The following is a 25,550-nucleotide window of genomic DNA, read 5'->3' as shown; positions in this document are numbered from 1 at the left end:
GCTCACGGCCAGAACACCGATCGATGGTCGTTGATATCTGAAATAATCGCCAGGGTTGATCTGGATTTCGCGGGCGAACTGCGCGACCATTGCTGCGGCGCCGAAGGCCTGCGCCTCGCGGCGGCCAACGTCCGTGTTCCGATCGTCGGAGGACCATTTTGTCGAGAATTCGACGAAACTCCCCCTCTGTGGCGCTGGCGCCACATCCGATTTGCGAAGTCGTGCGTTTGTCGTCATGGAAGCCGCCCCGCGGGGGGCGTCCAGGCTAACTTTATTAGAGGGTTCTCATCATGAAATTCGGGTTGCTGGCTGGCGTCGCAACCGTCGCGCTCTGCGCGGCGTCCGGCGCCTCCGCCCAAAGCGCGTTGAGCGGATGGTATGTGGCCGGCGACGTCGGTTACCACTCGACCGAGGGCGTTGAGGCGAGCTCGTCGGTGAACGCCACCGACGGCCGTCCTTACGACTGGACCTTCTCGACGGACGAAGACTGGGCGGCCTTCGCCCGCGTCGGTTACCGCATCTCGCCGAACTGGCGCGTGGAAGGCGAATACGGCTACCGCGGTGGCGACATCAGCGGCGTTCGCGGCGAGACCACCTCGCGTCCGCAACCGCTGGGTCTCTGCACCGCCGGTCCGATCCGCACCGCGACCAACCCGACCTGCGGCACGCCGAACGGTGAGCTGAAGGCCACCACCCTGATGGCCAACGTCATCTATGACTTCCTGCCCGACTCGTCGTGGCGTCCGTTCCTGGGCGCCGGCGTCGGTACGGCCTGGGTCCACAACAAGGTGTATGGCCAGCTGAGCGGCGTTCCCACCGGCGCTGCGCCCTACCAGAACACCAGCATCGACGACGTCGATCAGGCGTTCGCCTACCAGGGCCTGCTGGGCCTAGCCTGGGATGTGACCCCGAACTGGTCGATCGACCTCACGGGCCGCTACCTGGTGGCCAAGAACCTCACCTGGGGTTCGGTGACGAGCAATGTCGGCCCGGCCGGCGGCGCCGTGACGGACGTCGGCAAGTTCGAAGGCGACTACAAGGACACCTCGATCACTCTGGGCGTCCGCTACACCTTCGGCTCGCCGCCGCCCCCGCCGCCTCCGCCCCCGCCGCCGCCTCCCCCGCCGCCTCCGCCGGCGTACGAGGCCCGCGAGTTCGTGGTCTACTTCCCGTTCGATCAGTACGTGCTGACGCCGGAAGCCCAGGCCGTGGTGCAGCAGGCCGCCGACTACGCCAAGGGCGGCAACGCGACCAAGATCACGGTCGTGGGCCACACCGACACCTCGGGCTCGCCGAAGTATAACGTCCGCCTGTCGGAACGTCGTGCGAAGGCCGTGGCCGATGGTCTGGTCTCGGCCGGCGTGCCCGCCACGACCCTGGCGGTCGACTGGAAGGGTGAAACCGCCCCGGCCGTCGCCACCGGCGACGGCGTGAAGGAACCGCTGAACCGTCGTTCGACCATCTCGATCAACTTCTAAGATCGAGGTCGGACGGAAGTTCTAGGCTTCCCGACGAATGCGAAGGCCCCGGAGGAAACTCCGGGGCCTTTTGCTTTCTTGATCCTCCCCCGTGAAACGGGGGAGGAGTGAAGCAGTGCAGGGTGAAAACACCCCCCTCCGGCCCTTCGGGCTGCCTCACCCAGGAAGGGCGAGGGTCTGCTAGCCGCGGCTAGGTTCCACCAGCGCCGCCAGCTCGCGCGGCAGCGGCGAGGCGGCCTTCAGCACCAGCGAAATCACGTGTTCGGCCAGCAATGGCGCGGTGGCGAACCCTCGACCGCCCAGGCCGCCCAGCACGTAGAGGCCCGACGGCGCGCCGGGAACCGCACCCGCCAGCGGAAGGTGATCGGCGGTCGTGGCGCGCACGGCCGCGCGGCCGTCCAGCGGAGCCTCGCGCAAGCGCGCGGCCAGCGCGGGCCGGCCCTTGGCCAGGGCGGCCCGGTTGCGGTCGTGGTCGGCCTCGCGCAGGTCGCTGGCCGTCTCGCCCCGGTCGTGGGTGGCGCCGAACAGCACCCCGCCGTCCGGCGTGGGAACCGCATAGCCGCCGAAAGCCGCGGGGGTCACCGACAGGTCCGTCGGGCCGGTCCAGCTGGTCTGGCCGCGCACCGGGCGGATCGGCGCCTGCGGCCATAGCCGGGCCAGATCGGCCCCGCCAGCCAGGACGACGGCGTCGACGGTCGCCAGCAGCGCTCCGTCCGCGTCGAACAGCCGCCAGCCGTCGTCGGTCCTGTCCAGGCGCGAGACCTCGGTCTCCACGGCGTCGCCGCGCCAGGCGGCCAGCACGGCGGCGGGGTCGACCACCCGGGCCAGGTCCATGCGCAGGGCGCCGGCCGCCGGCTCGCCCAGGGCCGCGCCGGCTTCGTCGGCGCCAAGGACGGTCATTTCGTCGGTCGCGAACAGGTCCTGGCCGGTCACGGCGGCGAAGCGGTCGGGATCGCGCGGACCGGTGGCCAGGCGCAGCACGCCGCGCGCGAGCACCGCGCCGGGCAGGGCGTCATAGAGCGCGGCGGCGCGCGCCAGGGCCTGGGCGGGCAAGGCCGCGCGGGGACCGCCGCCGGCGTCGAGCGCCGGGGTGACCAGGGCGGCGGGGTTGCCCGAAGCCTTGGCCTGGTCGGCGTCGAACACGGTGACCGCCAGGTCCTCTGCGCGGGCCGCGCGGGACAGCGCCGCCGCCGCGATCCCGCCGCCGACAATGGCCAGGGACTTGGGACGCACGGGCGCCGAGACGTCACCAGGGAAGGCCGCCTCCAGCCGCTCGCGCTTGCGGCCGAATCCCGGACGCTTTTCCCAGGAGAAGCCGGCGGCGGCCAGGCCCCGACGCACGGCCCCCGCGACGGTGAAGGTGGCCGCGCGGCCGCCGGGCGCGGTGCGGGCGGCGACGGCGGCGAGGATCTCCTCGCTCCACATGGCCGGATTGAGGGCCGGCGAGAAGCCGTCCAGGAACCAGGCGTCGGCCAGGCCGCTCCAGGCCTCAAGGGCCTGTGAAACGTCCATGACGGCCAGGTCCAGGGTGGCGTCGAAGCCGGGCAGGTCGATGCGGTGAAAGCCGCGCGCCGCGCTGGGCCAATGGTCGAGCAGCACCTGGGCGGCCTCGCCCAGCTCCGGCCAGACGGCCAGGGCGCGGGCGGCCTCGTCGCGGGTGATCGGGTGGGCCTCGATCGAGAAGATGTTCAGCCGGGCGCCCCCCTTGGCGTCTCTGGCTGGCTTCTCGCGTCGCCACAGGTCGAGCAGGGCGGCGATGTTGAGGCCGGTGCCGAAGCCCAGTTCCCCGACCACGAAACGGTCGCGCCCGATCCAGGCGCCGGGCAGGCCGCAGCCGTCCAGGAACACCGCCCGGGTCTCGGCCAGGCCGTCGGCGCTGGAGAAGTAGACGTCGCCGTACAGCCGCGACTGCGGCAGGCCGTCCTCGCGCCAGACCAGCGGGGATTGGGAAGAGTCGGAAGTCATGGCGCCATCATAGAAGAAGGGCCGCCCTCGCGGACGGCCCTTCGGGATCTTTCGAAGGATCGAAACGCCTCAGTGGCCTTCGGTCTTCTTCTCTTCGGCCGGGGCGGCGGCGGGGGCGGTCCCCGGGGCCTCGGCGGCCGAGACGGCGTCCGGCTCGGCGGCGGCGTCGCTGGCGGCCTTGTTGGCGTCGGCCATGGCCTGGCCTTCGGCGCCGGCGGCGTCGGCGGCGGTCACTTCGCTGGCGCCGGCGGCGGCGGCCGCGGCGGCCTTGTCGTCGGCGGCGGGAGCCTCGTCCTTCTTGCCGCAGGCGGCCAGCGACAGGGCGGTCATGGCCGCGCCGGCGATGAGGATCTTGCGGAGGACTTGGGTGGTCATCGGGGGCATCCCTTGCGACTGGCCTTGCAGCCTGAAATGGCGACGGCCCGGCGTCGAGGCCGGGCCGCACCAAGGCAAGGAACCGCTTTTCACGCGCCGTTGCAAGCCAAAGATCACGGCGGCGTGATCATGACGTGTACGGATCGGGCGCGAGGATCAGGCCTCGTTCGGGATCTGGGTCAGGGCCTCTTCCAGCTCGATGAAGCTGGGCTGGTGGACGCTCGGAACGTTGCCGCGGCCGATCTCGACGCTGATCTGGGCGGCGTTGCCGTGCAGGTGGGCGACCAGGACGGCCTGAATGATCTTGTAGAAGGCGCCGTCCTCGTTGACGACGGCCTGCAGGCGGGCGGCCATCGGGCCGACCAGGCCATAGGCCATGAACACGCCGAGGAAGGTGCCGACCAGGGCGCCGCCGATCATGCCGCCGAGCACGGCGGGCGGTTCGGTGATCGAGCCCATGGTCTTGATGACGCCCAGCACGGCGGCGACGATGCCCAGGGCGGGCAGGGCGTCGGCCATCGACTGCAGGGCGTGGGCCGGCTCGAGCGCCTCGTGGTGGTGCTTCTCGAGCTGCTTTTCCATCGCGTCCTCGACCTGGTGGGGATCCTCCAGGTTCATGGTCATCATCCGCAGGGTGTCGCAGATGAAGTCGACGGCGAAGTGGTCCTTCGAGATCTTGGGATAGCGCGAGAAGATCGAGCTCTCGTGCGGCTTTTCGATGTGGCTTTCCAGGGCGATGACGCCCTTGGACTTCATCGTCTTGGTCAGCAGGAACAGCAGGGAAAGCAGGTCGCGATAGTCGCTGGCCTTCCACTTGGGGCCGGCGAAGATCTTGCCGAAGCCCCCGGCCGTGGCTTTGATCACCGTCATCGAGTTGGAGATCAGGAACGCGGCGATGCCCGCGCCCAGGATGGCCATCAGTTCGTGCGGCGCGGCGTGAAGGATCACGTCCATCTTGCCGCCGCCCATCAGGTAGCTGCCGAACACGAGTGCGAAGAGCAGCACGATGCCGATGATCTGGAACATGACGTCAGGGAGCCCCGGGGATTTCAGCCGGCATCATCGCCGTTAATGCTTAATCCAAGGTATCGGGCCGGACCTGCGAATCCGCGACCGGATGGCGCGGCGCCTCGCGGGTGCAAGCGAGGCCTTCCCCTGTGGGCAAACCCACTCTAACGTTTGTTCGATGTCTGCCGCCGCTCAAGATCAACAGGTCAACCGGCGGGCCTTCGCCATCCTGTTCGGGGTGTCGGCGGCCACGGCGCTGGGCAATACGGGCATGCTGTCCGTCCTTCCCGCCATCGGCCGGCAGATCGGCATTCCCGACGCCATGGTGGCGGCGATCTTCTCGCTGTCGGCGCTGCTGTGGGCGATCTCCTCGCCGTTCTGGGCCAAGCGGTCGGACGTGCGGGGGCGCAAGCCCCTGATCCTGCTGGGCCTGGGCGGGTTCTGCGTATCGATGACCCTGTGCGCCTTCGTGGTCAGCGCGGGTCTGCACCAACTCATGCCGCCGATGGTGGTGTTCGTGCTGTTCCTGCTGGCGCGGGCGCTGTTTGGCCTGTTCGGCTCGGCCGCCAACCCGGCCACCCAGGCCTACCTCGCCGATCGCACCAGGCGGGAGGAGCGCACCCAGGCCATGGCCACGCTTGCGGGGGCGTTCGGGCTGGGGACCGTGGTCGGGCCGCTGCTGGCGCCCTTGTTCGTGCTGCCGGTGGTGGGGCTGGCCGGGCCGATGTTCGCTTTCGCGGGCCTGGCGGCGGTGATGATGTGGATCGTCAAGCGGGGCCTCGACGAAAGCACGCCGCCGGCCACCGCCGGCGAACCGCAGCCACGGGCGCGGCTGGCCTTTCCGTCGCTGCGGCGGGGCGACAGCCTGTGGCGCGATCCGCGCCTGGCCCCGTTCCTGCTGTTCGGCTTCCTGGTCGCCACCTGCCAGACCGCCCAGACCCAGACCCTGGGCTTTCTGATCATCGACAAGCTGGGCGTGGCGCCGGTCAAGGCTCAGGGCTTCATCACCCTGGCCATGGCGGTCGGCGCGGTCGCCGGCCTGCTGGCCCAATGGGGCCTGATCCGGATGTTCTCGATGGGCCCGCGCGAGCTGATGCGCTGGGGCGTGGCGGTGGCGGCGCTGGGAAACGTGGTCGTCGCCTTCGCGCCGGACTATGCGGCGGTGGCCATCGGCTATGCGGTCTCGTCGCTGGGCTACGGCTTCGCGCGGCCAGGCTTCACCGCCGGCGCCTCGCTGTCGGTCGACGCCAAGGACCAGGCCGGCGCGGCCGGGGCCATCGCCGCCATCAACGGCCTCAACGTGGTGGTCGCCCCGCTGTTCGTGCTGCTCTACGAGGCCGTCGGCTGGGCGCCGTTCGTGCTCAACGCGCTGATCCTGGCGGCCATGCTGGCCTATGCCCTGCGCCAGGCGGTGCTGCGCAAGGTCAGCGACGCCGACGCGTCGGACGAGGCGACCATCGCGGGGCTCGAGCGCGGCGACGAGGGCGGGGTGTAGGAATGACGATGCGCCGAATTCTCGCCCTGGCCGTGGCTCTGTCGGCGGCCTTCGCCGGTCGGGCCGTGGCCCAGGATGGACGTTTCGAGGTCGGCGGCGGGCGTATGATCCGCCTCTCCTGCCAGGGCCAGGGCGCGCCCACCGTGGTGGTCGACGCCGGTATGGGCCTCGCGCCGGTCGAGGACGAGGCTTGGCGCAGGATCGCGGCGCGGGTGTCTGAAACCACCCGGATCTGCCTCTACGATCGCGCGGGCCTGGGCGGCAGCGACCCGGCTCCGGGCGGGCCTCGCACCAGCGCCGACGCGGCCGCCGACCTGGAGGCCGCCCTGCGCGCGGCCAAGGTCGCGCCGCCGTTCCTGCTGGCCGGCCACTCGATCGGCGGCCTGCACGCCCAGGTCTTCGCCGCCCGCTATCCCGATGAGACGGCCGGGCTGGTGCTGATCTCCTCGACCCATCCCGACCAGATGGAGGCCTGGCTGGCCAGGCTGCCGGCCGCGACGCCGGACGAGCCGAAGGCGCTTTCCGACGCGCGCGGCTTTCTCACGCGGATGCCGCGCGATCCCAGCCTCAATCCGGAAAGTCTCGACGTCGCGGCCAGTAGCGCCCAGGCCCGCGCGCTGCGTTCGCTCGGCGACAAGCCGGTGGTGGTGGCCACCCACAGCCCGAAATGGCGGATGGTGCCCGAGCTGGGCGAACCGCTGGCGGCCGAGCTGGAGGCGGTGACCCAAGGCCTGCAGAAGCAGTTCCTGACCCTGTCGACCCGCGCGACCCAGACCATCGCGCCCACGGCTGGCCACGGCCTGCCGCACGAGGATCCCCGCTTCGTGGGCGAGACGATCCTGAGCGGCGTGAAGGCGGCGCGTGAGGGGCGGGGAGTAGAATGAGCCCTCTCTCTTCGAGAGAGAGAGGGGGGCGGTTGGCGCCTCAGCCCTTGCGGACGATGCGCGCGGCGGCGGCGTGGAAGGCCGCGTCGCTTTCGGCCAGCGCGGCCACGGCGCCGTGGCGGTCGGCGGCGACGCTCATGTTGGTCGCCACGTAGGACTTTGACACCCGGCGGGCCTCTTCGCCGCGCAGGGCGGCGTTGGCGGCGGCGGTTTCGTGCCACTCGGCCAGTTCGCTGGCGGTCAGCGGATGATCTTCGGCCGCGCTGGGGTGATGCACCACGTCGCCGAAGCCGATGGCCACGAAGCCGTGGATGACGCCGTAGTCTTCTTCCGACAGCAGGAAGGTGATCTGACGCTCTTCGGTCTGGCCGGTATAGACGTCCTGTTCCGGATCGAATTCGCGCAGAACCAGCACGTCGCCGACCTTGAATTCACGGTCGTTGCGGCGGATCTCGAAGCGCTTCTTGCCCGAGCGCACGGCGGCGAAATACTGCGGCCAGGTCTTCAGTTCGTGACGGGTCATGGGAAGTCTTTGAATTGGGGCCGGCAGGACGCCGGAAAAATCGGAGGCGAGGCTCTTAGAGCGCGTCGGCGGCGAGGAAAAGGCCGTTTGTGACGGTCCGGCGACGCCCGCGATACGAAAAGGCCGCCGCGACGCAGGTCGCGACGGCCTTTCTCTTATCAGATGCGAGGCCGTTACGCCTCGACCATGTTCTTGGCGATCGCCGCCTCGCGCATGGACTTCTGCAGCTTCTCGAAGGCGCGGACCTCGATCTGGCGGACCCGCTCGCGGCTGACGCCGTACTGGGCGGCCAGGTCTTCCAGGGTGGTCGGGTCGTCCTTCAGGCGGCGCTCGGTCAGGATGTGCCGTTCGCGGTCGGTCAGCTCGACCATGGCCTCCTCCAGGAGGGTCATGCGCAGCGACTTCTCCTCGTTCTCGGCGACCATGGTCTCCTGGCTGACTTGGTCGTCGTCGGCCAGCCAGTCCTGCCACTCGCTTTCGCCGTCGGCGCGCAGCGGCGCGTTCAGCGAGGCGTCGGGGCCCGACAGACGGCGGTTCATCGAGATGACCTCGCTGTCCAGCACGCCCAGCTTGGTGGCGATGGCGCTGACCTGTTCGGGGCGCAGGTCGCCCTCCTCGAAGGCGCTGATCTGGCTCTTGGCCTTGCGCAGGTTGAAGAACAGCTTCTTCTGCGCGGCGGTCGTGCCCATCTTCACCAGCGACCACGAGCGCAGGATGTATTCCTGGATCGAGGCGCGGATCCACCACATGGCGTAGGTGGCCAGGCGGAAGCCCTTCTCGGGCTCGAACTTCTTGACCGCCTGCATCAGGCCGACATTGCCCTCGGAGATCACTTCCCCGATCGGCAGGCCGTAGCCGCGATAACCCATGGCGATCTTGGCCACGAGGCGCAGGTGGCTGGTGACCATCTTGTGCGCGGCTTCGCTGTCCTGATGCTCTTTCCAGCGCTGGGCGAGCATGAACTCCTCGTCCTTCGCCAGCATCGGGAACTTGCGGATTTCGGTCAGGTAGCGCGACAGGCCGCCGTCCGGCGACATCACCGACAAGGAATTCACAGCCATGAGTTCAACATCCCCTGGGCTGGGCGCCAACTTGGCGTCCGGAGCCCACTTTCGAATGGGTGAGATAGGTACGGGTTGCGGCGAAGGTAAGGGCGATAACGCATTTGTAATGTCCGACAACCTGGCTCAGGTATTGGACATTTCGATGGCGGAATGAACGTTCATTCTCAAAAAAATGAACGATCATTCTCAAAATTGCAAGCGGGTTCGAAAGTCGCGATCCTGAACCAGCCTCATGATCTGCGGCCTTGTGAAGCGAGGGGTTAGACGGTAGCGATCGCTGACGGCAATTTCAGGTTGCGCCGTTCGGCGCGCCTCAGGGGGACGGGATGAAGGGCTGGTTCGACTTCAGGGGCCGCGGCGACCGGATCGATTTCCTCCGCACGGCCTGGCTGGTGTTCCCCGGCCTTGGCCTGTTCGGCGCGCCCCTGACCATGATGGGGATGGGCGGCGCCCAGCAGGCCGCGCTGCTGGTGTTCGACACGATCGCCATCTGCATGGGCCTGATCGCCGTCACCGTCGCCCTGGCGGGCGCGAGCCGTCGCCTGCACGACCTCGACCTTTCGGCCTGGTGGCTGGCGCTCGGCGTGCTGGTCCCGTTCGTCGGCATGGTCGGCCTGGTGGTGCTGGCCATGGTTCCGGGCCAGGCCCGCTCCAACGGCTACGGCCCGGAGCCGGCGCCCGCCGGCTGACCTCACCCCGCCGGCGCGTCCAGCTCGGCCCGCACGCCGGGATTGTTGTCGTGATAGGCCAGGGTTCCGGCCAGCTGCCGGACCATGGCGTCCATCATCTTGCTGCCGAAGCCGACGCGTGGGCCCTGCTTGCCGCCGCCCTGGTCGGCGACCGAGATGCGCACGCGGCCGCCCTGTTCGGTGAGGCCGATGTCGATCCGGCCGGGCCGGCCGCCATAGGCGTACTTCACCGCGTTGATCACCAGTTCGGTGACCACCAGGCCGATGGTCACGGCCTTGTCGGTCGAGACCGTGGCCGGGGCGGCGTCGACGCGGATCATCCGCGCCCATTCCTGGCCCAGGGACTCCACCAGTTCCTCGGCCAGTTCGACCAGGTAACGGTCCAGCGAGACGGTCTCCAGCTGGTCGCCGCGATAGAGCCGGCGGTGCACCAGGCCCACGGCGGTAAGACGGCGGCTGGCCTCCTCCAGCGGCGCGCGGGCGGCCGGATCGTCGATGGCCTTCATCTGGATGGTCAGGAAGCCGGCGGCCAGGGCCAGGCTGTTCTGCACCCGGTGGTTCACCTCGCGGAGAAGAAAATCCTTCTGCCGCAGCAGGTCGTCCTTGTCGTCGAGCGTGGCGCGCAGCTGGCTGTTCAGTTCGGCCGTGCGGCGGGCGCGGCGCAGGTCCAGCAGGTCCTGGCGCAGCCGCAGGGCGGCCTCGGTCTGGGAGGTGCTCCAGGGACGCGAGCGGCCGCGCACGGTCTCGGTCCAGGCGTCGAACGAGGCGCGCGGGGTCAGCGCGCCATCGCCGCCGGCCGCCTTGGCGGTGCGGTAGGGATCGCCGGCCCAGCGCACGACCTCGACTTCCTCGGCGCGGGTCCACAGCACCGCCAGCAGCGGCGTGCGCTCGACCACCACGCCCATCAGGCCCGAAGCCCAGCTCCTGAAGGCGCCGGCGCCGGGGAATACCGTCTCGCTTCGGTCGGTGGCGATCACCCCGCCGGCGTCGACGTCCAGCAGCCAGTCGCGCAGCATGGCCAGGGCCGTGTGCGGCGGGGTCTTGCCGGCGGTCTCGATGCGGTCGTCGCGGAACACCGCAACGCCGTCGGCCTCGCCCAGGGCCGTCAGGTCGGCGGCATGTTCCTCCAGCGCCTGGTCGCCGACGTCGGACTGGGCCAGCACGGCGGCCAGGTCGTCGCCCAGGGCGCGCAGCCGCAGCTTCTCGCGCCAGGTTTCGGCTTCTTCCTTGGCCCTGATCTGGCGGGCCAGCCCCCCGGCCAGGGCGCGGCAGGCGGCGCGGACCTCGTAGGGCAGCAGGCGCGGACTGTCGTTGTGGCAGGCGACAAGGCCCCACAGGCGGCCGTCCTTGACGATCGACACCGAGGCCGAAGCCGCGACGCCCATGTTGCGCATGTATTGCATGTGGACCGGCGAGACGCTGCGCAGGGCCAGGTCGCTCATGTCGAGCGGGATCTCCGGCGCGGGCTCCAGCGGGGCCGGCGTATAGGCGCAGTCGGGGATCACCCGGACCAGGTTGCGCACATAGAGCGCGCGGGCCTGCCTGGGGATGTCCGAGCCGGGAAAGCGGTGGTGGAGGAAGCTCTTGAGGTGGTGAGCGCGGTCCTCGCCGACCACTTCGCCGGCGTCGTCGTCGCCGAAGCGGTAGATCATGACCCGGTCAAAGCCGGTCAGGCGGCGGAACTCCAGCGCGGCGCGGTCATAAAGCGTCTTCAGGCCGGGACAGCGCTCGAAGGCCGCGGCGGCCGCCTCCAGGTGAGCCAGGATCTGCGAGCCGGCCATCGGCCGCTCGAGGCCCGGCTCGATCTCCAGCAGCACCAGGTCGCCCTGCACCGTGGCGCTGAGGTCGAGGTTGCGGCCGCCGCGAGGCAGCACGCCGATGAAGCCGCCGGCTGGGCGCGAGTTCGAGATCGCGGCGACCTGGGCCGCCAGTTCGTCGCCGATCAGGGCGCCGACCGACCGGCCGAGCCAGGCGTCGACCTGCAGCAGGCCCGCGACATCGCCGGCCGCCATGCGCACCGTCAGGCTGTCGCGGTCGAGGGCCAGCAGAGCGCCGTGCGGCTGGATCGCGCCGGGGATGTGGATCGGTTCGCGGTCGCAGGCCTGTATCTGTTCGGGTGTCGGCGCGACGGTCATGCCGTAGGCAGGTCCGATACGGTGACGCGCGAAAGGGAAACTGTGGTCACGGCGGCGGCTCCAAGCGGCCTAGGCCGGTGCTGAACAGTACGCCTCATTGAACAGGCTCACCGTCGTCTTGTCGACATTTCGCATGCTGGGACGCGAACGAGGCTTGTCTGCATCTTTCGCGGGCGTCAGGGTCGGCGCCGACTTCGGGGAGCTTTCAGATGACCGGCTTTCTCTTGCGTGCGCTGTTCGCGGGTCTTGGCCTATGGCTGGCCTCGCGCATCGTGCCGGGCATCCATGCCGCGGGCTGGCAGACGATCGCCATCGCCGCCCTGCTGCTGGGACTGGTCAATGCGGTGGTGCGCCCCGTCGTGGTGCTGCTGACCCTGCCGCTCACCCTGGTGACGCTGGGGCTGTTCCTGCTGGTGGTGAACGCCGCCATGCTGGGCCTGGTGGCCTACATCCTGCCGGGCCTGGCGGTGAGCGGCTTCTGGGCCGGGATCTTCGGGACGATCGTGATCGGGGTGGTCAGCTGGTTCGGCCATCTGCTGCTGGGTGAAGGCTCGGATCGGGACTAGCTGGCGGCGACCTCGATCCGCACCCGCACGCGGCCGTCCTCGCCGCGGACAGGCTGACTCTTGCCGGCGCGACGGGCGGCGACCTTTTCCTTCATGCCCTCGGGCCAGCGCGACACGTGGGCCAGGCGCACCTTGCGCGGCACGCGGGCGGCGGCCTTCAGCGGCAGGTCGTCGGCGCTGGCGAAGGTCCTGTCCAGGAAATGGGCGGGGTTGAGCGGCCGGCCCTTGCGGCTGATCTCGAAATGCAGGTGCGAACCGGTCGAGCGGCCGCTGTCGCCGACCACGGCGATCGGCGTGCCGCGCTTGACGTAGACGCCCTTCTTCATGCCGAGGTTGCGGCCCAGGTGCGCGTAGAGCGTGGAGAAGCCGTCCTTGTGACGGACCTCGACGAAGCGGCCGTAGCCGGGATCGGTCCCGGTGCGCGCGACGATGCCGTCGGCGGCGACCTTCACCGCCGTGCCCGAGGGGGCGGCGATGTCGACGCCCTCGTGCAGGCGGCCGCCTTCTTCCCACGGCAGCTGGCGCAGGCCGAAGGGCGAGGCGACCTCGCGGCCGGGCAGGGGCGCGTCGAAGGCATAGGCGGGCGGAGGCGGCGGAGCCGGCAGGGGCGTCGTGGGGGCGGCGGCTGCGGGCTCGGCGATCGGCGCCGGCGCGATCAGGTCGGCCAGGGCGCGGGCGGCCGGCACGGACGCCGCGGCGAGCGCCACGGCGAAGCCGAGCGTCAGCGCCAGGGCGTAGTTGCGAGCGGACGGGGCCGGGGTGTCTGGCGCCAAGGGGCGAAACCTCGTGGGGCGGTCGGATGCCTGGGGCGCCTCGTGGCGCAGTCCCGGCATATGGGGTGGGGCCTGCCGGTCGGCAGGCTGCGCGACCGGCGTCGTCTTTAGAGACTTGGCCTTTCGCGATCGTGAACGCGGCTCTTTGCCAGAGCGATCGGGCGGAAAGGCGGCAGCTTGGCCTTGGGGTTGTCGAGTGCGCGGCCGGGCGATGTCGCGAATTTGTCAAACATTACACGAATTTTAGAACATTAAATGCAAGCAATACTGTGAATACGGAGTCATGAACGACACTTAACGGGACTCTTCAAGTATCGTTCATTACACCTTTGCTCATGGAGGCGCGGCGGACGCGCCCTGGAACAGAGGGAATACCCAGATGCGCAAGTTCATGATCAGCCTCACCACGATCGCGACCCTGACCCTGGCGGCGGTGCCGCTGATCGGCATCACCCAGGCAGCCCACGCCGGCGAGCGCCAGGTGACCGTGCGGGTCGGCGACCTGAACCTGGCCGACCCGGCCGACGCCGCCGAGTTCGACGCCCGCGCCACCGACGCCACCAAGCGCTTCTGCCGCGCCCGCGCCATGAAGGAACGCCTGGACCTGCTGTCGCGCCGCGCCTGCTCGCTGGAGGTTCGCGCCGAGATCAACGACAAGCTCTCGGTCAAGCAGCGCAAGGCCCTGGCCTCGGCCGGCGGCATGAAGCCGGTGACGGTGGCGTCCTTCTGAAGCGCCATCCATGCCGATCGATCCGCCGCGGAGGCCCCGGTGAAAACCGGGGCCTTTGCTTTGCCTGAAACGAAGGGCCTGAAACGAAAAAGCCCCGGCCTTGCGACCGGGGCTTTCGTCTGTGTGGAGCGCGGCGGGCTCAGAGGCCCTTCACGATGCCTTCGACCATCTTCTTGGCGTCGGCGAACAGCATCATCGTGTTGTCCTTGAAGAACAGCTCGTTCTCGACGCCCGCATAGCCCGACGACATGCCGCGCTTGACGAAGAGGACGGTGCGGGCCTTCTCGACGTCCAGGATCGGCATGCCGAAGATGGCGCTGGTCGGGTCGGTCTTGGCGGCCGGGTTGGTGACGTCGTTGGCGCCGATCACGAAGGCGACGTCCGCCGTCGAGAACTCGCTGTTGATGTCCTCCAGCTCGAACACCTCGTCATAGGGGACGTTGGCTTCTGCAAGGAGCACGTTCATGTGGCCCGGCATGCGGCCGGCGACGGGGTGGATGGCGTACTTCACCTCCACGCCCTCTTCCTTCAGCTTGTCGGCCATTTCGCGCAGGGCGTGCTGGGCCTGGGAGACGGCCATGCCGTAGCCCGGGACGATGATCACCTTGCTGGCGTTCTTCATGATGAAGGCCGCGTCGTCGGCCGAGCCCTGCTTGACCGGGCGCGTCTCGACCTTGCCGCCGGGGCCGGCGGCTGCGGCGTCGGCGCCGAAGCCGCCCAGGATCACCGAGATGAAGCTGCGGTTCATGCCCTTGCACATGATGTAGGACAGGATCGCGCCCGACGAACCGACGAGGGCGCCGGTGATGATCAGGGTGGTGTTTTCCAGGGTGAAGCCCAGAGCCGCCGCGGCCCAGCCCGAATAGCTGTTCAGCATCGACACCACGACCGGCATGTCGGCGCCGCCGATCGGGATGATCAGGGTGATCCCGATCAGCAGCGAGAGGGCGAAGATGCCCCAGAACGCCCACTTGGCCTGGCCGCCGGTGACGACCAGCACCACGATCAGGGCGACGATGGCGGCCGCGATCAGGATGTTCAGCAGGTGGCGGGCCGGCAGCAGGATCGGCGCGCCGCCCATGTTGCCGTTCAGCTTGGCGAAGGCGATGACCGAACCGGTGAAGGTGATGGCGCCGATGGCCAGGCCCAGCGACAGCTCGATCAGGCTGTTGAGGTGGATATGGCCGTCTTCGCCCACGATGCCGTAGGCGGCCGGGGTGTAGATGGCGGCGACCGCGACCAGGCAGGCGGCCATGCCGACCAGCGAGTGGAAGGCGGCCACCAGCTGCGGCATCGAGGTCATCGGCACCTTGCGGGCGATCACCGCGCCCACGCCGCCGCCGACGGCGACGCCGCCGACGATCAGGCCCAGGGTCACGGCGTCGAGCGCGCCCTGGCTCCAGAGGGTGGCCAGGGTGGTGACCACGGCGATGGCCATGCCGACCATGCCGTAGGTGTTGCCCTTGCGGCTGGTCTCGGGGCTGGAAAGCCCGCGCAGGGCCAGGATGAACAGCACCCCGGAGACGAGGTACAGGACGGCGGCGAGATTGGCGTTCATTGTCTTTGCTCCCCCTATCCCGCTTACTTCTGCTTCTTCTTATACATGGCCAGCATCCGCTGGGTGACGAGGAAGCCGCCGAAGATGTTGACCGCCGCGAAGGCCGCGGCGATCGCGCCGGCCCCCTTGGAGATCCACACCGAACCGGCGGCGGCTTCACCCGTAGCGCCGTGCGCGGCGGCGGCGAGCAGCGCGCCGACGATGATCACCGACGAGATGGCGTTGGTGACGGCCATCAGCGGGGTGTGCAGCGCGGGCGTCACGCTCCAGACCACGTAATAGCCGACGAAGATGGCGAGCACGAAGATCGCCAGGCGGAACACGGTGGGGTCGACGGCTTCCATGGGAGCCTCCCTTTCTATGCCGGTTAGGCGATCTTCAGGTTCGGATGGACGATCTCGCCGCCCTTGGTGACGACGGCGGCCTGCAGGATCTCGTCCTCGAAGTTGGGCGCGAAGGCGCCTTCCTTGTTCAGGAACAGGGACGACAGGGCGAACAGGTTGCGGGCGTAGAGCGCGCTGGCGTCGGCGGCGATGCGGCCGGGCAGGTTGGCGTGGCCGAGGATCTTGGCGCCGTTGGCCGTCACCACGGTCTCGTTCAGCTTGGCGCCCTCGACGTTGCCGCCCTGCTCGATGGCCAGATCGACGAGGATCGAGCCGGCCTTCATCGACGCCACCTGGGCGGCGCTGACCAGCTTGGGCGCCGGGCGGCCCGGGATCAGGGCGGTGGTGATGACGATGTCCTGCTTGGCGATGTGGCTGGAGACCAGCTCGGCCTGCTTGGCCTGGTACTCGGCCGACATCTCCTTGGCGTAGCCGCCGGCGGTCTGGGCGTTCTTGAACTCCTCGTCCTCGACGGCGAGGAACTTGGCGCCCAGGCTCTCGACCTGCTCCTTGGTGGCGGGGCGGACGTCGGTGGCGGTGACCACGGCGCCCAGGCGGCGGGCGGTGGCGATGGCCTGCAGGCCGGCCACGCCCACGCCCATGATGAACACCTTGGCCGCGGCGACGGTGCCGGCGGCGGTCATCATCATCGGCAGGGCCTTGCCATAGGCCTCGGCCCCTTCGATCACGGCGCGATAGCCGGCGAGGTTGGCCTGGGACGACAGCATGTCCATCACCTGGGCCCGCGTGATGCGCGGGATGAACTCCATGGCGACGGCGCTGGCGCCCGCCTTGGCCAGCGCGTTCAGCGTGTCCTTGTCCTGGTAGGGATTGAGGGCGGCCGCGACGATCGCGCCGCTCTTCAGGGCCGCGATCTCGGCGGCTTCGGGCGCGCGGACCTTGAACAGGACGTCGGCGTCCTTGATCGCGTCCTTGGCGGTCTTGGCGAGCTTGGCCCCGGCCGCCTCGTAGTCGGCGTCGAGGTAGGAGGCGGCGGTTCCGGCGCCGACCTCGACCACCAGCGAAAAGCCGGCGGCGGTCAGTTTCTTGACGGTCTCGGGCGTCGCGGCGACCCGCGTCTCGCCTGCGCGGGTCTCTTTCGTGACGGCGATGACGGCCATCGGCATACCTCCCCCGGAGCGTTGTTCGCTCTCCGAGCCGGCGCGTTTCGCATCGGCCCAAGATCCCAAAGTTGAAACGACGTTCGACGAAAAGCTAACACTTTCGTCGAACGTCGCTCCAGCAGCTTGGAGCGCTCTTTAGGGGAGGTTCTTGCCCTTTGTCGAGGATTGTCCACGCATCGGGCGCAAAAAATTGCCGATGTCTACCGGTGTCAGTGAGCCGGTGCGGCCTTTTCCCGAAGGAACACAACGCCCAGCGCGGTCATCACGACAGCGACGCCGGCCGCGGCGATGAAGCCGGCCGGGGTGCAGAACAGCAGGGTGAAGAAGGTGACGAGCACGGCGACAGCGAGCGAACCCCACTTGGTCATCTTGCCGAACGCGTCGTAGGTCGCGGCCTGCTCGTGGATGTCCATTTCACCGCGGTGGTAGTCGCCGGCCATGTCGCTTCGTCCCTGTGGCAAGATTATTGGCATATCGCCGATACAACGGCGTGGCCCGGGGCTCAAGCGTCCACGACGGACCGATTGTCCCAGGCCTCGGTCGCGAAGCGGGCGCGCACGGCCTCCACCGCCTGGTCGACCGTGATGTCGGTGATGCGACCTTGGCCGCCGTCGAGGATCGACAGCCAGCGCGAATAGGCGGGCACGGGGCTGGTGCCCATCAGGCCCACGGCGGGCGTGCCGACGGCGGCGGCGACGTTCAGCGGCCCCGAGTCGTTGCCCAGGAACCCGGCCGACAGCGCGATCAGCGCCGCCGACTGGTCCAGTTTCAGGTCGCAGGCCACGACGTTGCCGGGCAGGTCGCTGATCGCCGCCTTGGCGGCTGGCGCCTCGTGCGGGCCGCCGATCCAGAACACCGTGCCGAAGAGATCCGAGAGCGCGGCGGCGGCTTGGGCGAAACGCTCGGCAGGCCAGGTGCGCGGCAGCTCGCTGGCGCCGATCCCCAGGGTCAGCCACGGGCCGGGCCTGTCGGCGTAGCGGGCGGCGATGGCGGCCAGGGCGGCGGGATCCAGCTTCAGGTTCGGCTCGCGGCTGGTCACCGTCAAACCATGAGCCTTCTCGAAGGCTTCCAGCTTGTCGATCCGGTGGGCCGGCCGCATGGACTTGGGCAGATAGGGGCCGGTGTTCAGCCAGCCCTCCTGGCCGTGGCCCAGGCCAAAGCCGCGCCGCTCGGGCACGCCGGCCAGGGCCGCGGCGATGGCGGGGCGGTCGATCTTTTCCAGGATCCACACCGCGCGGGGCTTCTCGGCCCGGCAGATCTTCCAGAAGTCGATCACCTCGCGGACGCCCTTGAGCCTGTCCTTGTAGTTGGGGGCGTCAACCACCTTGGCCACGGCCGGCTCGACGGCCAGCACCTCGGCGGCGCGGCTGGCGGGGCGGGCGGCCAGCACCACCTGGCCCTCGGGCGTGGTCGCCGCGATCGCGCGGATGGTCGGCAGGTGCCACATCAGGTCGCCGATGCCGCGATCGGGCGTGTAGACCAGCACCGGTCCGTTGGATTTCCCGCCCACGGTCAGGCCCAGGCGGCCAGCAGTCCGCGGAGCCCGGCGACGAAGGCCAGGGGCTGGTCGAGCATCACGTGGTGGTCGGCGTCGGGGATGGGCAAGCGCAGCACGTCCTTGGGCATCTGCGCGATCATATAGTCCAAGGTCTCGGCGTGCATAAGCCCGGACCGCTCGCCCCACATCAGGGCGGCGGGGCAGGCGATCTCGCCGAGCAGCAGGCCAAGGTCGGGCATCGAGAACCGCTGCCAGATGGCCGGGTCGAACTTCCACGTCCAGCCGCCCTCGACTTCTTTCAGCGAGCGGCGGGCGATGTGGTCGGCGATGTAGAGGTTCTCGCACGGCTGCGGCGGCGCCAGGCGGAAACGCGTCAGGGCCTCTTCCAGCGTGGGATAGACCTTGGTCCCGAAGCCCGAGCGCGGCGGCGGACCCTTCCAGCGCTTCTCCGGCGGTTGGATCGAGGTGTCGACCATGATCGCCCCGCGCAGGCGCTCAGGGTAGCGGGCGGCGCAGAACAGGGTGGGAAAGCCGCCGAACGAGTGGCCGACGAAGATCGGCTTCACCCCGCCGGCCTCAAGTTGCGCCGCCTCGACCGCGGCGAAGGCCTCGGCCGCGAAGGTGTCGGCGCTGTAGGCCTCTCGCCAGCCGCTGCTCCCCATGCCCGCCCAGGAGATCGCCGCCACCCGCCAGTCCTTGGCGAAGGACGGCGCGATGAAGCTCCACCAATCGGCGTGGGCGCCGTTGCCGTGCAGGAACAGCAGGCCCGGTTTGCCGACCTCGCCCCAGGTCAGGAGCTCGATCTCCGCACCGGCGACCTCGATCATCCTGCGCTGTGGTTCGATGGCGATCGCCGCTTCGAACCAGGCGGGCGCCGGCGGCCGGGCGCCATTGAACGGGCCCAGCAGGGAGGCGGGCAGGCTGTGGTCGTCGGCCATGCTCAGGCCTCCTCGCGATAGGCGATCTCGCCGGGGCGTGGCTTGCGGGGGCTCAGCGCCTTGAAGATCCCCGTGCCGGTCATCAGGGTGCGCTCGCCGGTCCAGATCCGGCCGCGCACGGTGAAGATCCCATCCTCTTCGGCCAGCAGCTCGCCCCGGCCCTCGACGAACTCGCCCAGCTGCGCGCCCGACAGGAAGTCGGTCATCAGCCGCACCGTCACCCAGGAATAGGACTTCTGCAGCGAGATGATCCGGCCCCAGGCCATGTCGGCGAAGCTCATCAGCATGCCGCCGTGGCAGTTGCCCAGGCCGTTGGTGTGGTGCTCCTCGACGCGGAAACCCAGCGTGGCCTCGCCGGGGCCGTCGGCGCGCTCGTACAGCGGCCCGATCTGTCGGCCAAAGCCCCGCGTCCAGTTCAGCTGGGCGTAGCCGGGCGGGATGGCGGCGCTCTGGGCCTCGGTCAGGTCGTCGGACATGGGTGAAGTCTAACGGCCGTTTGAATGCCCCGGCAAGACCCTCTCCCCGTGGGAGAGGTGTCGGCGAAGCCGACGGAGAGGGGAGGGGTGATTAGCGTCCAGCTATTCGGAAGCTGAAAACGTCCCCCCTCCGGCCCTCCGGACCACCTCCCCCAGAGGGGGAGGATCTTCTGCGCTCAAATGCTCCCCCTCTGGGGGAGCTGTCGCGGAGCGACTGAGGGGGTCTTCCCCCCTAGACGGCGACCTCGCCGAACTTGCCCGCCTGATAATCCTGGATCGCCTGGATGATCTCTTCGCGCGTCGTCATCACGAACGGGCCGTGCGAGACGACCGGTTCACCGATCGGGTCGGCGTGGCCCAGCAGCAGCACGGCCCCGTCGGCCGAGGCCAGGTCCAGCCTGTCGCCGTCGGTCAGCTCCACCAGGTTGAAGGCGCCTGCCGTCTTGTCGCCGATCATGATCGACCCGCGCACCACGTAGAGGAACACCGCCCGCCCGGCCGGGATCGGCAGCGACAGGGCGGCGCCGGCTTCCAGCCGCACGACGCTCATGGCCACGCCGGTCAGCGACTGGATGGGACCGGTGATCCCGTCCGTCTCGCCGGAGATCAGTTCGATGGTCGCGCCGTCCTTCTCGACCTTCGGAATGTCGGGCGCCTGAAGGCCGACATAGCGCGGCGCGGTCATCTTCAGGCGGCTGGGCAGGTTGACCCACAGCTGCAGGATCTCCAGCGGCCCGCCGCTTTTCTTGAAGGCCTCGGGCGACAGTTCGGCGTGCACCAGGCCGCTGCCGGCCGTCATCCACTGCACGCCGCCCGCGTCGATGACGCTCTCATGGCCGCCGCTGTCGAGGTGCGACAGCTGGCCCTCGAGGATGAAGGTCACGGTCTCGAAGCCGCGATGCGGGTGCGGCCCGAACGGCAGGCCGCGATTGCCCGGCCGATAGGTCTGCGGGCCGTGGTGGTTGAGGAACAGGAACGGGTCCAGCTGGCCGATCGCCGGGCCGGGCAGGGGGCGGCGGGTGAGGAGGTCGCCGATGTCGTCGCGATAGGCGCCGTGCAGGCGGGCGATGGTGCGGGTGGTCATTCGAACTCCTTGGCCCGAAAACCTCGTCCTTCGACAGGCTCAGGAAGAGGGTTTCTACTCGGCGGTCTGCAATAGCCCTCATCCTGAGCTTGTCGAAGGACGAGGGCGGTTCCGCGTTCGGGTCAGCTGATCCCAGCCGCCCCCAGCACCTTGGCCTGCCGCTGCGCGAGCCCCTCCTCCGAGAACCCTTCCAGCGAGGCCTCGAACAGGGCGCGCCAGTTGTGGCGGGCGCCCAGGTGCAGGAAGGCGGCCCCCAGGCCGATGGCGGCGCGGTCCATGAACACGAACTCGCGCGGGATGACGATGCCGCCCACCGACTTCAGCGCCTGGCGCACCTTGAAGGCCTCGCGGCGGCCGTACTCGCCGGGCGGCACGTCGTCGGCCACGGTGCGCACCCGGTCGTCGAGCAACGGGCCGTAGATGAACCGCGCCCAGACGTTCAGCACGTCCACGAGCTCGTCGGTCAGGTTGGTGAAGCCCCAGCTGCGATAGGCCTCGACCTGGCCGGGGCGGTCGTCTTCGGAGAGGGCGCGATAGAGCCGCACGACCCCGCCCACGAAGCGCGGCGGGAACACCCGGATGCAGCCGAAGTCGAGCAGGTTGAGGTGCGCCGCGCCGTCGCTCCCCTCGGGGCCGCCGAAGGTGTAGTTGCCCAGGTGCGGGTCGCCGTGGATGACGCCGATGTGGGTCATCGGGCCCCACCAGGCCTCGAACAGCAGGGCGGCGATGCGGTCGCGGGTCTCCTGCGGGGCCGTCCTGAAGGCCATCAGGCCCTGGCCGTCGAGCCAGGTCATGGACAGCAGGCGTTTCGTGGAAAGCTCAGGAACGGGCTCTGGCGTCCTGATGTCGTCGCGGCCGGCGAAGAAGCCGCCATAGACGGCCATCATCCGGGCCTCGCGATCGTAGTCGAGCTCCTCGCGCAGGCGGTCGCCGACTTCCTCGATCATCTGGGTGGGGTCGATCGAGCCGTCCATCTTCCTGAACAGGCCGACCAGGGCCCGCAGCTGGCCAAGGTCGCTTTCGACGGCGCTCTGCATGTCGGGGTACTGCAGCTTCACGGCCAGGGCGCGGCCGTCGGGGGCGAGCGCGCGGTGCACCTGGCCGAGCGACGCGGCCGCGGCGGCCTCGTGCTCGAAGCTCTGGAACCTGCTGGCCCAGTCGGCGCCGAGCTCGGCGGCCATCCGCCGGCGTACGAACGGCCAGCCCATGGCCGGCGCGTTGGTCTGAAGCTCGGCCAGTTCCTTGGCGAACTCGGGCGGCAAGAGGTCGGGCACGGTGGCGAACATCTGGGCCGCCTTCATCAGCGGACCCTTGAGGTTCCCCAGCGCGGCCTTCAGCGCCTTGGCGTTGCGGGCGTCGGCGTCATCGCCGGCGAAGACGCGGTTGGCGCCGTAGCTGACGGCCGCGCCCGACAGGCCCGCGCCGACCTTGGCGAAGCGGGCGAGGCGGCCGGAGAGGCGGTCGCGTTCTGGGTCGGACATCTAAATCCTCCCCCTGAAGGGGGAGGTGGCGCGTAGCGCCGGAGGGGGGAGTGATTTCCCCGCCGGCCGAACTTCCCCCTCCGTCGGCTGCGCCGACACCTCCCCCTTCGGGGGGAGGATCTCTAGGGCGACTTCGCTCACACCAGCGCCTCGAACTCGTCCACCAGCCGCTCCAGCTGCCGGCAGCCGGCCGCCCAGAACGCCTTGTCGCGCGGGTTCAGGCCGAAGGGCTTGAGCGCCTCGACATAGGTCCGCGTGCCGCCGGCGGCCAGCAGGTCTTCGTAGAGCGGCGCGAAGCCTTGCGGATCCTCGCGGCGCTTTTCCATCAGGCCGCGCACCAGGAGGTCGCCGAAGGCGTAGGCGTAGACGTAGAACGGCGCGTGCACGAAGTGGCTGACATAGGCCCAGTAGTGCTCGTAGCCCTCGTTCAGTACGACGGCGGGGCCCAGGCTCTCGGCCATGGTCTCCATCCACAGCGCGCCGATCTGGTCGGGCGACAGCTCGCCGTCCTGGCGGGCGGCGTGAAACCGGCGCTCGAAGCGGTGGAAGGCGATCTGGCGGACCACCGTGTTGAGCCCGTCCTCGATCTTGCCGGCGAGCAGCCCCTTGCGATCGGCGGGCGTGGCCTCGGCCAGCAGGCGGTCGAACACCAGGCCCTCGCCGAAGATCGAGGCCGTCTCGGCCAGGGTCAGCGGCGTGTCGGCCAGCAGGGTGCCCAGCGGCGCACACAGGGTCTGGTGCACGGCGTGACCCAGCTCGTGGGCCAGGGTCAGCACGTCGCGCCGCTCGCCCATGTAGTTCATGAAGACGTAGGGGTGGCGGTCGGCGGTGACCGGGTGCGAATAGGCGCCCGACTGCTTGCCGGCGCGGGGGCGGGCGTCGATCCAGGGCTGGGCGAAGAAGGTCTGCGCGGTGTCGGCGAACTTCGGGGCCAGGGCCTGGAAGCTTTCCAGCACCACGTCCTTGGCCTCGGACCAGGGGTAGGTGCGCGGCTGGGCCGCGTCGAGCGGAGCATTGCGGTCCCAGTAGTCCAGGGTCTTGCGGCCCATGGCCTTGGCCTTAAGCGCGTAATAGCGGTGCGACAGGCGCGGATAGGCCTCGACCACGGCGGCTTCCAGGGCGTCCACCGCGTCGGCGTCGACCTCGTTGGCCAGGTGGCGCGAGTGGGCCGGGTCGTCATAGCGCCGCCAGCGGTCCTCGACCTGCTTTTCGAAGGCCAGGGTGTTCATCACCAGGGCCTGGGTGGAGGCGCGCTCCTGCAGGGCCTGGGCCAGGCCGTCGGCGGCGGCCTTGCGGCGGCGCACGTCCGGGTCGGAGAGGCGGTTCAGCGCCTCGGGCAGGGTCAGCTGTTCCTTGCCGACCTTTGCCGACAGTTTGGCCAGGGTCTCGTCGTACAGCCGCACCCAGTTGGCCACGGCCGGGCCGCGGTCGACGATGTAGCGCTCCAGCTCGGCCGACAGCTCGTGCGGGCGCGACAGGCGCAGGCGGCGCAGCCACGGCGTCCAGCGGCGGGTCGGCTCGTGCGCCTCCAGCGCCGCGTTCAGCTCGGCGTCCTCAAGCTGGTTCAGCTCCAGCGAGAAGAACAGGCTGTCGGCGGCGATCTGCGAGGAGCGGGCGCGGAGATCCGCTTCGAACTTGGCCCAAGCCGGGTCGTCGCGGGCAGTCGAGGCGGCCAGGCCCGCATAGGCGCCCACGCCCCACAGGCCGTTGACGGCCTCCTCGTAGAGCCGGATGCCGCGATCGAGCAGCCTGCCCAGGCGCGCAGGCTCGCCGCGAGCCTCGAGGAACATGCCCTCCAGCGAGGCCAGTTCGTCGTTGGCGGCCTTGGCGGCGGCCAGGTCGGTTTCAATCTTCGGGTCCTCGCGGCCGGCATAGAGGTCGGCGAGGTTCCACTCGGGAAGGGCGTCGGGCTTGGAGGGCGCGTTCATGACAGCAAGGGATATGGCGTCTGGAGGGCGGGAGGCAATCGGGGGCGGCTGGTTTCTCCGCTCAGGTCTCGAACGCGGCGATGATCGGACAGGGTCCACGATCATCCGTGCTGCAGGTGTGGAGCAGGCGCGACAGGCCCGCGCGGGCGGCCTGCAGCTCCTCGATCTTGCGGTCGAGATCGGTGATGCGCTCGCGGGCCAGTTCGCGCGCCCGCACCCGGTCCTCGCCGGCGTCGAGCGCCAGAAGCTCGCCGATCTGCTCCAGGGTGAAGCCGGAACCTTGAGCCGCGCGGATGAAGCGCAGCCGCCGCACCGCCTCGTCGCCATAGCGCCGCACGCCGCCCGAAAGCCCGGAGCCCTCGCCGCGCTCGGGCGTCTCCAGCAGGCCCCGGCGCTGGTAGTAGCGGACCGTCTCCACGCCCACGCCGCCGGCCCGGGCCAGGCCCGCGATCGTCGTCGCGCCGCTCGTCGTCGTCATCGCTTGACTCCGTACCATGGTACGGAACCCATATGAGCCCGGTCCCGCTCGCGTACAAGGAGACCGCCGTGACGTCCGTTGCTTCCACCGCCCCCAAGAAGGCCGTCCTCTACCGCATGGTGATGGACAAGCACGTCTGTCCGTACGGGCTGAAGGCCAGGCATCTGCTGCGGTCCAAGGGTTACGAGGTCGAGGACCATCACCTGACCACGCGTGAGGCGACCGACGCCTTCAAGGCCGAGCATGGCGTCAAGACCACGCCGCAGGTGTTCGTCGGCGGCGAGCGGATCGGCGGGTTCGACGACCTGCGCCGCTGGTTCGGCGCAAAGCCCCGCGATCCCAAGGCCAAGACCTACACGCCGGTGATCGCCCTCTTCGCCATGACCGCCCTGATGGCCTTGGCGGCGACCTACGCGGTGGATGGAACGCCCTTCACGGCGCGGGCGGTGGAGTGGTTCATCAGCTTTTCGATGGTGGTGCTGGCCATCCAGAAGCTGCGCGACGTCGAGAGCTTCTCCAGCATGTTCCTGGGCTACGACCTGCTGGCCAAGCGCTGGGTGCCCTACGGATATGTCTATCCGTTCGCCGAGGGCCTGGCGGGCGTGCTGATGACGGCCGGAGCGCTGACCTGGTTCTCCGCGCCGCTGGCCCTGGTGATCGGCGGCATCGGCGCGGTGTCGGTGTTCAAGGCGGTCTATGTCGACAAGCGCGACCTGAAATGCGCCTGCGTCGGCGGCGACAGCAACGTGCCGCTGGGCTTCATCTCGCTGACCGAGAACGTGATGATGGTGGCGATGGCGGTGTGGATGCTGGCGAAGCACTAGGTCCCAAGTTCCTCCCCCGCTAAAGCGAGGGAGGAGCAGGGATTGGTCGGCGCAGCCGGCGGAGAGGGAAGGGGCGGCCAGCCTCCGCGGAAG

Annotated in this window: 25 protein-coding genes; 7 read left to right on the top strand and 18 right to left on the bottom strand. The window is 69.5% G+C overall.

Annotated features, from left to right (window positions below):
- Window positions 1-290: 290 nt before the first annotated feature.
- Entirely contained in the window at window positions 291-1,478 is a 1,188-nt protein-coding gene (locus tag ACODR1_RS02680) for an OmpA family protein (protein WP_488879069.1), read from the top strand.
- A 180-nt stretch (window positions 1,479-1,658) separates the two neighbouring features.
- Here ACODR1_RS02680 and mnmC2 read toward each other — a convergent pair whose 3' ends face one another.
- From mnmC2 to motA, 3 genes are all read right to left on the bottom strand, one after another.
- Entirely contained in the window at window positions 1,659-3,443 is a 1,785-nt protein-coding gene (mnmC2, locus tag ACODR1_RS02675; protein ID WP_488879068.1) for a tRNA (5-methylaminomethyl-2-thiouridine)(34)-methyltransferase MnmC2, read from the bottom strand.
- Window positions 3,444-3,512: 69 nt separating this feature from the next.
- The gene (locus ACODR1_RS02670) at window positions 3,513-3,818 is read right to left on the bottom strand and encodes a hypothetical protein (RefSeq protein WP_116487454.1); all 306 of its coding nucleotides are present in this window, start codon (window positions 3,816-3,818) and stop codon (window positions 3,513-3,515) included.
- 156 nt (window positions 3,819-3,974) lie between these two features.
- Complete coding sequence (gene motA / locus ACODR1_RS02665) at window positions 3,975-4,844, bottom strand: flagellar motor stator protein MotA (protein WP_101717163.1); 870 nt, start codon at window positions 4,842-4,844, stop codon at window positions 3,975-3,977.
- 160 nt (window positions 4,845-5,004) lie between these two features.
- Between motA and ACODR1_RS02660 the strand changes: the two genes are divergently transcribed.
- Together ACODR1_RS02660 and ACODR1_RS02655 are read left to right on the top strand one after the other, a co-directional pair.
- Window positions 5,005-6,321, top strand: coding sequence for an MFS transporter (locus tag ACODR1_RS02660; RefSeq protein WP_488879067.1), 1,317 nt, complete (start codon window positions 5,005-5,007; stop codon window positions 6,319-6,321).
- 8 nt (window positions 6,322-6,329) lie between these two features.
- The gene (locus tag ACODR1_RS02655; RefSeq protein ID WP_488879066.1) at window positions 6,330-7,205 is read left to right on the top strand and encodes an alpha/beta fold hydrolase; all 876 of its coding nucleotides are present in this window, start codon (window positions 6,330-6,332) and stop codon (window positions 7,203-7,205) included.
- A gap of 40 nt (window positions 7,206-7,245) precedes the next feature.
- Here the strand turns inward: ACODR1_RS02655 and ACODR1_RS02650 are convergent, their stop codons facing one another.
- Window positions 7,246-7,728 carry an ASCH/PUA domain-containing protein gene (locus ACODR1_RS02650; protein ID WP_488879065.1) on the bottom strand — a complete coding sequence of 161 codons (483 nt, stop codon included), beginning with the start codon at window positions 7,726-7,728 and terminating at the stop codon, window positions 7,246-7,248.
- Window positions 7,729-7,901: 173 nt separating this feature from the next.
- Window positions 7,902-8,789, bottom strand: a complete 888-nt coding sequence (gene rpoH / locus ACODR1_RS02645; RefSeq protein WP_488879064.1) for an RNA polymerase sigma factor RpoH — start codon at window positions 8,787-8,789, stop codon at window positions 7,902-7,904.
- 329 nt (window positions 8,790-9,118) lie between these two features.
- Between rpoH and ACODR1_RS02640 the strand changes: the two genes are divergently transcribed.
- A complete protein-coding gene (locus ACODR1_RS02640; RefSeq protein ID WP_488879063.1) occupies window positions 9,119-9,481 on the top strand; it encodes a DUF805 domain-containing protein in 363 nt (120 codons plus the stop codon).
- 2 nt (window positions 9,482-9,483) lie between these two features.
- On the opposite strand, the gene ACODR1_RS02635 is transcribed toward ACODR1_RS02640, so the two are convergent.
- Window positions 9,484-11,616 carry a histidine kinase dimerization/phosphoacceptor domain -containing protein gene (locus ACODR1_RS02635; protein WP_488879062.1) on the bottom strand — a complete coding sequence of 711 codons (2,133 nt, stop codon included), beginning with the start codon at window positions 11,614-11,616 and terminating at the stop codon, window positions 9,484-9,486.
- A gap of 209 nt (window positions 11,617-11,825) precedes the next feature.
- Here ACODR1_RS02635 and ACODR1_RS02630 point away from each other — a divergent pair, with 209 nt between their 5' ends.
- Window positions 11,826-12,182 carry a phage holin family protein gene (locus ACODR1_RS02630; RefSeq protein ID WP_488879061.1) on the top strand — a complete coding sequence of 119 codons (357 nt, stop codon included), beginning with the start codon at window positions 11,826-11,828 and terminating at the stop codon, window positions 12,180-12,182.
- Here ACODR1_RS02630 and ACODR1_RS02625 read toward each other — a convergent pair.
- Window positions 12,179-12,955: a M23 family metallopeptidase gene (locus ACODR1_RS02625; protein WP_488879060.1), complete on the bottom strand. Its 777-nt coding sequence runs from the start codon at window positions 12,953-12,955 to the stop codon at window positions 12,179-12,181. The genes ACODR1_RS02630 and ACODR1_RS02625 overlap by 4 nt on opposite strands.
- A 379-nt stretch (window positions 12,956-13,334) precedes the next feature.
- On the opposite strand from ACODR1_RS02625, the gene ACODR1_RS02620 reads away from it, so the two are divergent.
- Complete coding sequence (locus ACODR1_RS02620; protein WP_488879059.1) at window positions 13,335-13,685, top strand: UrcA family protein; 351 nt, start codon at window positions 13,335-13,337, stop codon at window positions 13,683-13,685.
- Between the two features lie 139 nt (window positions 13,686-13,824).
- On the opposite strand, the gene ACODR1_RS02615 is transcribed toward ACODR1_RS02620, so the two are convergent.
- The 11 genes from ACODR1_RS02615 to ACODR1_RS02565 form a co-directional block, all read right to left on the bottom strand.
- Window positions 13,825-15,243, bottom strand: a complete 1,419-nt coding sequence (locus ACODR1_RS02615; RefSeq protein WP_488879058.1) for an NAD(P)(+) transhydrogenase (Re/Si-specific) subunit beta — start codon at window positions 15,241-15,243, stop codon at window positions 13,825-13,827.
- Window positions 15,244-15,266: 23 nt separating this feature from the next.
- Window positions 15,267-15,587, bottom strand: a complete 321-nt coding sequence (locus ACODR1_RS02610; protein WP_488879057.1) for a proton-translocating transhydrogenase family protein — start codon at window positions 15,585-15,587, stop codon at window positions 15,267-15,269.
- Between the two features lie 23 nt (window positions 15,588-15,610).
- Window positions 15,611-16,753 (bottom strand): Re/Si-specific NAD(P)(+) transhydrogenase subunit alpha, encoded by a 1,143-nt coding sequence (locus ACODR1_RS02605; protein WP_488879056.1) that lies wholly within the window; start codon window positions 16,751-16,753, stop codon window positions 15,611-15,613.
- Window positions 16,754-16,959: 206 nt separating this feature from the next.
- On the bottom strand, window positions 16,960-17,190 hold the full coding sequence (locus tag ACODR1_RS02600; RefSeq protein WP_488879055.1) for an aa3-type cytochrome c oxidase subunit IV: 231 nt from the start codon (window positions 17,188-17,190) through the stop codon (window positions 16,960-16,962).
- A 62-nt stretch (window positions 17,191-17,252) separates the two neighbouring features.
- Window positions 17,253-18,197, bottom strand: a complete 945-nt coding sequence (locus ACODR1_RS02595; RefSeq protein ID WP_488879158.1) for a glycosyltransferase family 9 protein — start codon at window positions 18,195-18,197, stop codon at window positions 17,253-17,255.
- A gap of 65 nt (window positions 18,198-18,262) precedes the next feature.
- Window positions 18,263-19,186 carry an alpha/beta fold hydrolase gene (locus ACODR1_RS02590; protein WP_488879054.1) on the bottom strand — a complete coding sequence of 308 codons (924 nt, stop codon included), beginning with the start codon at window positions 19,184-19,186 and terminating at the stop codon, window positions 18,263-18,265.
- Between the two features lie 2 nt (window positions 19,187-19,188).
- Window positions 19,189-19,662 (bottom strand): PaaI family thioesterase, encoded by a 474-nt coding sequence (locus ACODR1_RS02585; RefSeq protein WP_488879053.1) that lies wholly within the window; start codon window positions 19,660-19,662, stop codon window positions 19,189-19,191.
- Window positions 19,663-19,894: 232 nt separating this feature from the next.
- Window positions 19,895-20,746 (bottom strand): pirin family protein, encoded by an 852-nt coding sequence (locus ACODR1_RS02580; protein WP_488879052.1) that lies wholly within the window; start codon window positions 20,744-20,746, stop codon window positions 19,895-19,897.
- A gap of 122 nt (window positions 20,747-20,868) precedes the next feature.
- The gene (locus ACODR1_RS02575; protein WP_488879051.1) at window positions 20,869-22,227 is read right to left on the bottom strand and encodes an ABC1 kinase family protein; all 1,359 of its coding nucleotides are present in this window, start codon (window positions 22,225-22,227) and stop codon (window positions 20,869-20,871) included.
- 137 nt (window positions 22,228-22,364) lie between these two features.
- A complete protein-coding gene (locus ACODR1_RS02570; protein ID WP_488879050.1) occupies window positions 22,365-24,155 on the bottom strand; it encodes a M3 family oligoendopeptidase in 1,791 nt (596 codons plus the stop codon).
- Between the two features lie 61 nt (window positions 24,156-24,216).
- On the bottom strand, window positions 24,217-24,633 hold the full coding sequence (locus ACODR1_RS02565; protein ID WP_488879049.1) for a MerR family transcriptional regulator: 417 nt from the start codon (window positions 24,631-24,633) through the stop codon (window positions 24,217-24,219).
- 68 nt (window positions 24,634-24,701) lie between these two features.
- Here ACODR1_RS02565 and ACODR1_RS02560 point away from each other — a divergent pair, with 68 nt between their 5' ends.
- A complete protein-coding gene (locus ACODR1_RS02560; protein ID WP_488879048.1) occupies window positions 24,702-25,457 on the top strand; it encodes a MauE/DoxX family redox-associated membrane protein in 756 nt (251 codons plus the stop codon).
- The last annotated feature ends 93 nt before the right edge of the window (window positions 25,458-25,550 follow it).

It is taken from the genome of Caulobacter sp. FG7 (assembly GCF_057808875.1).
The sequence above is the reverse complement of the archived record's forward strand: the minus strand, read 5'-3'. Positions and strand labels throughout refer to the sequence as shown.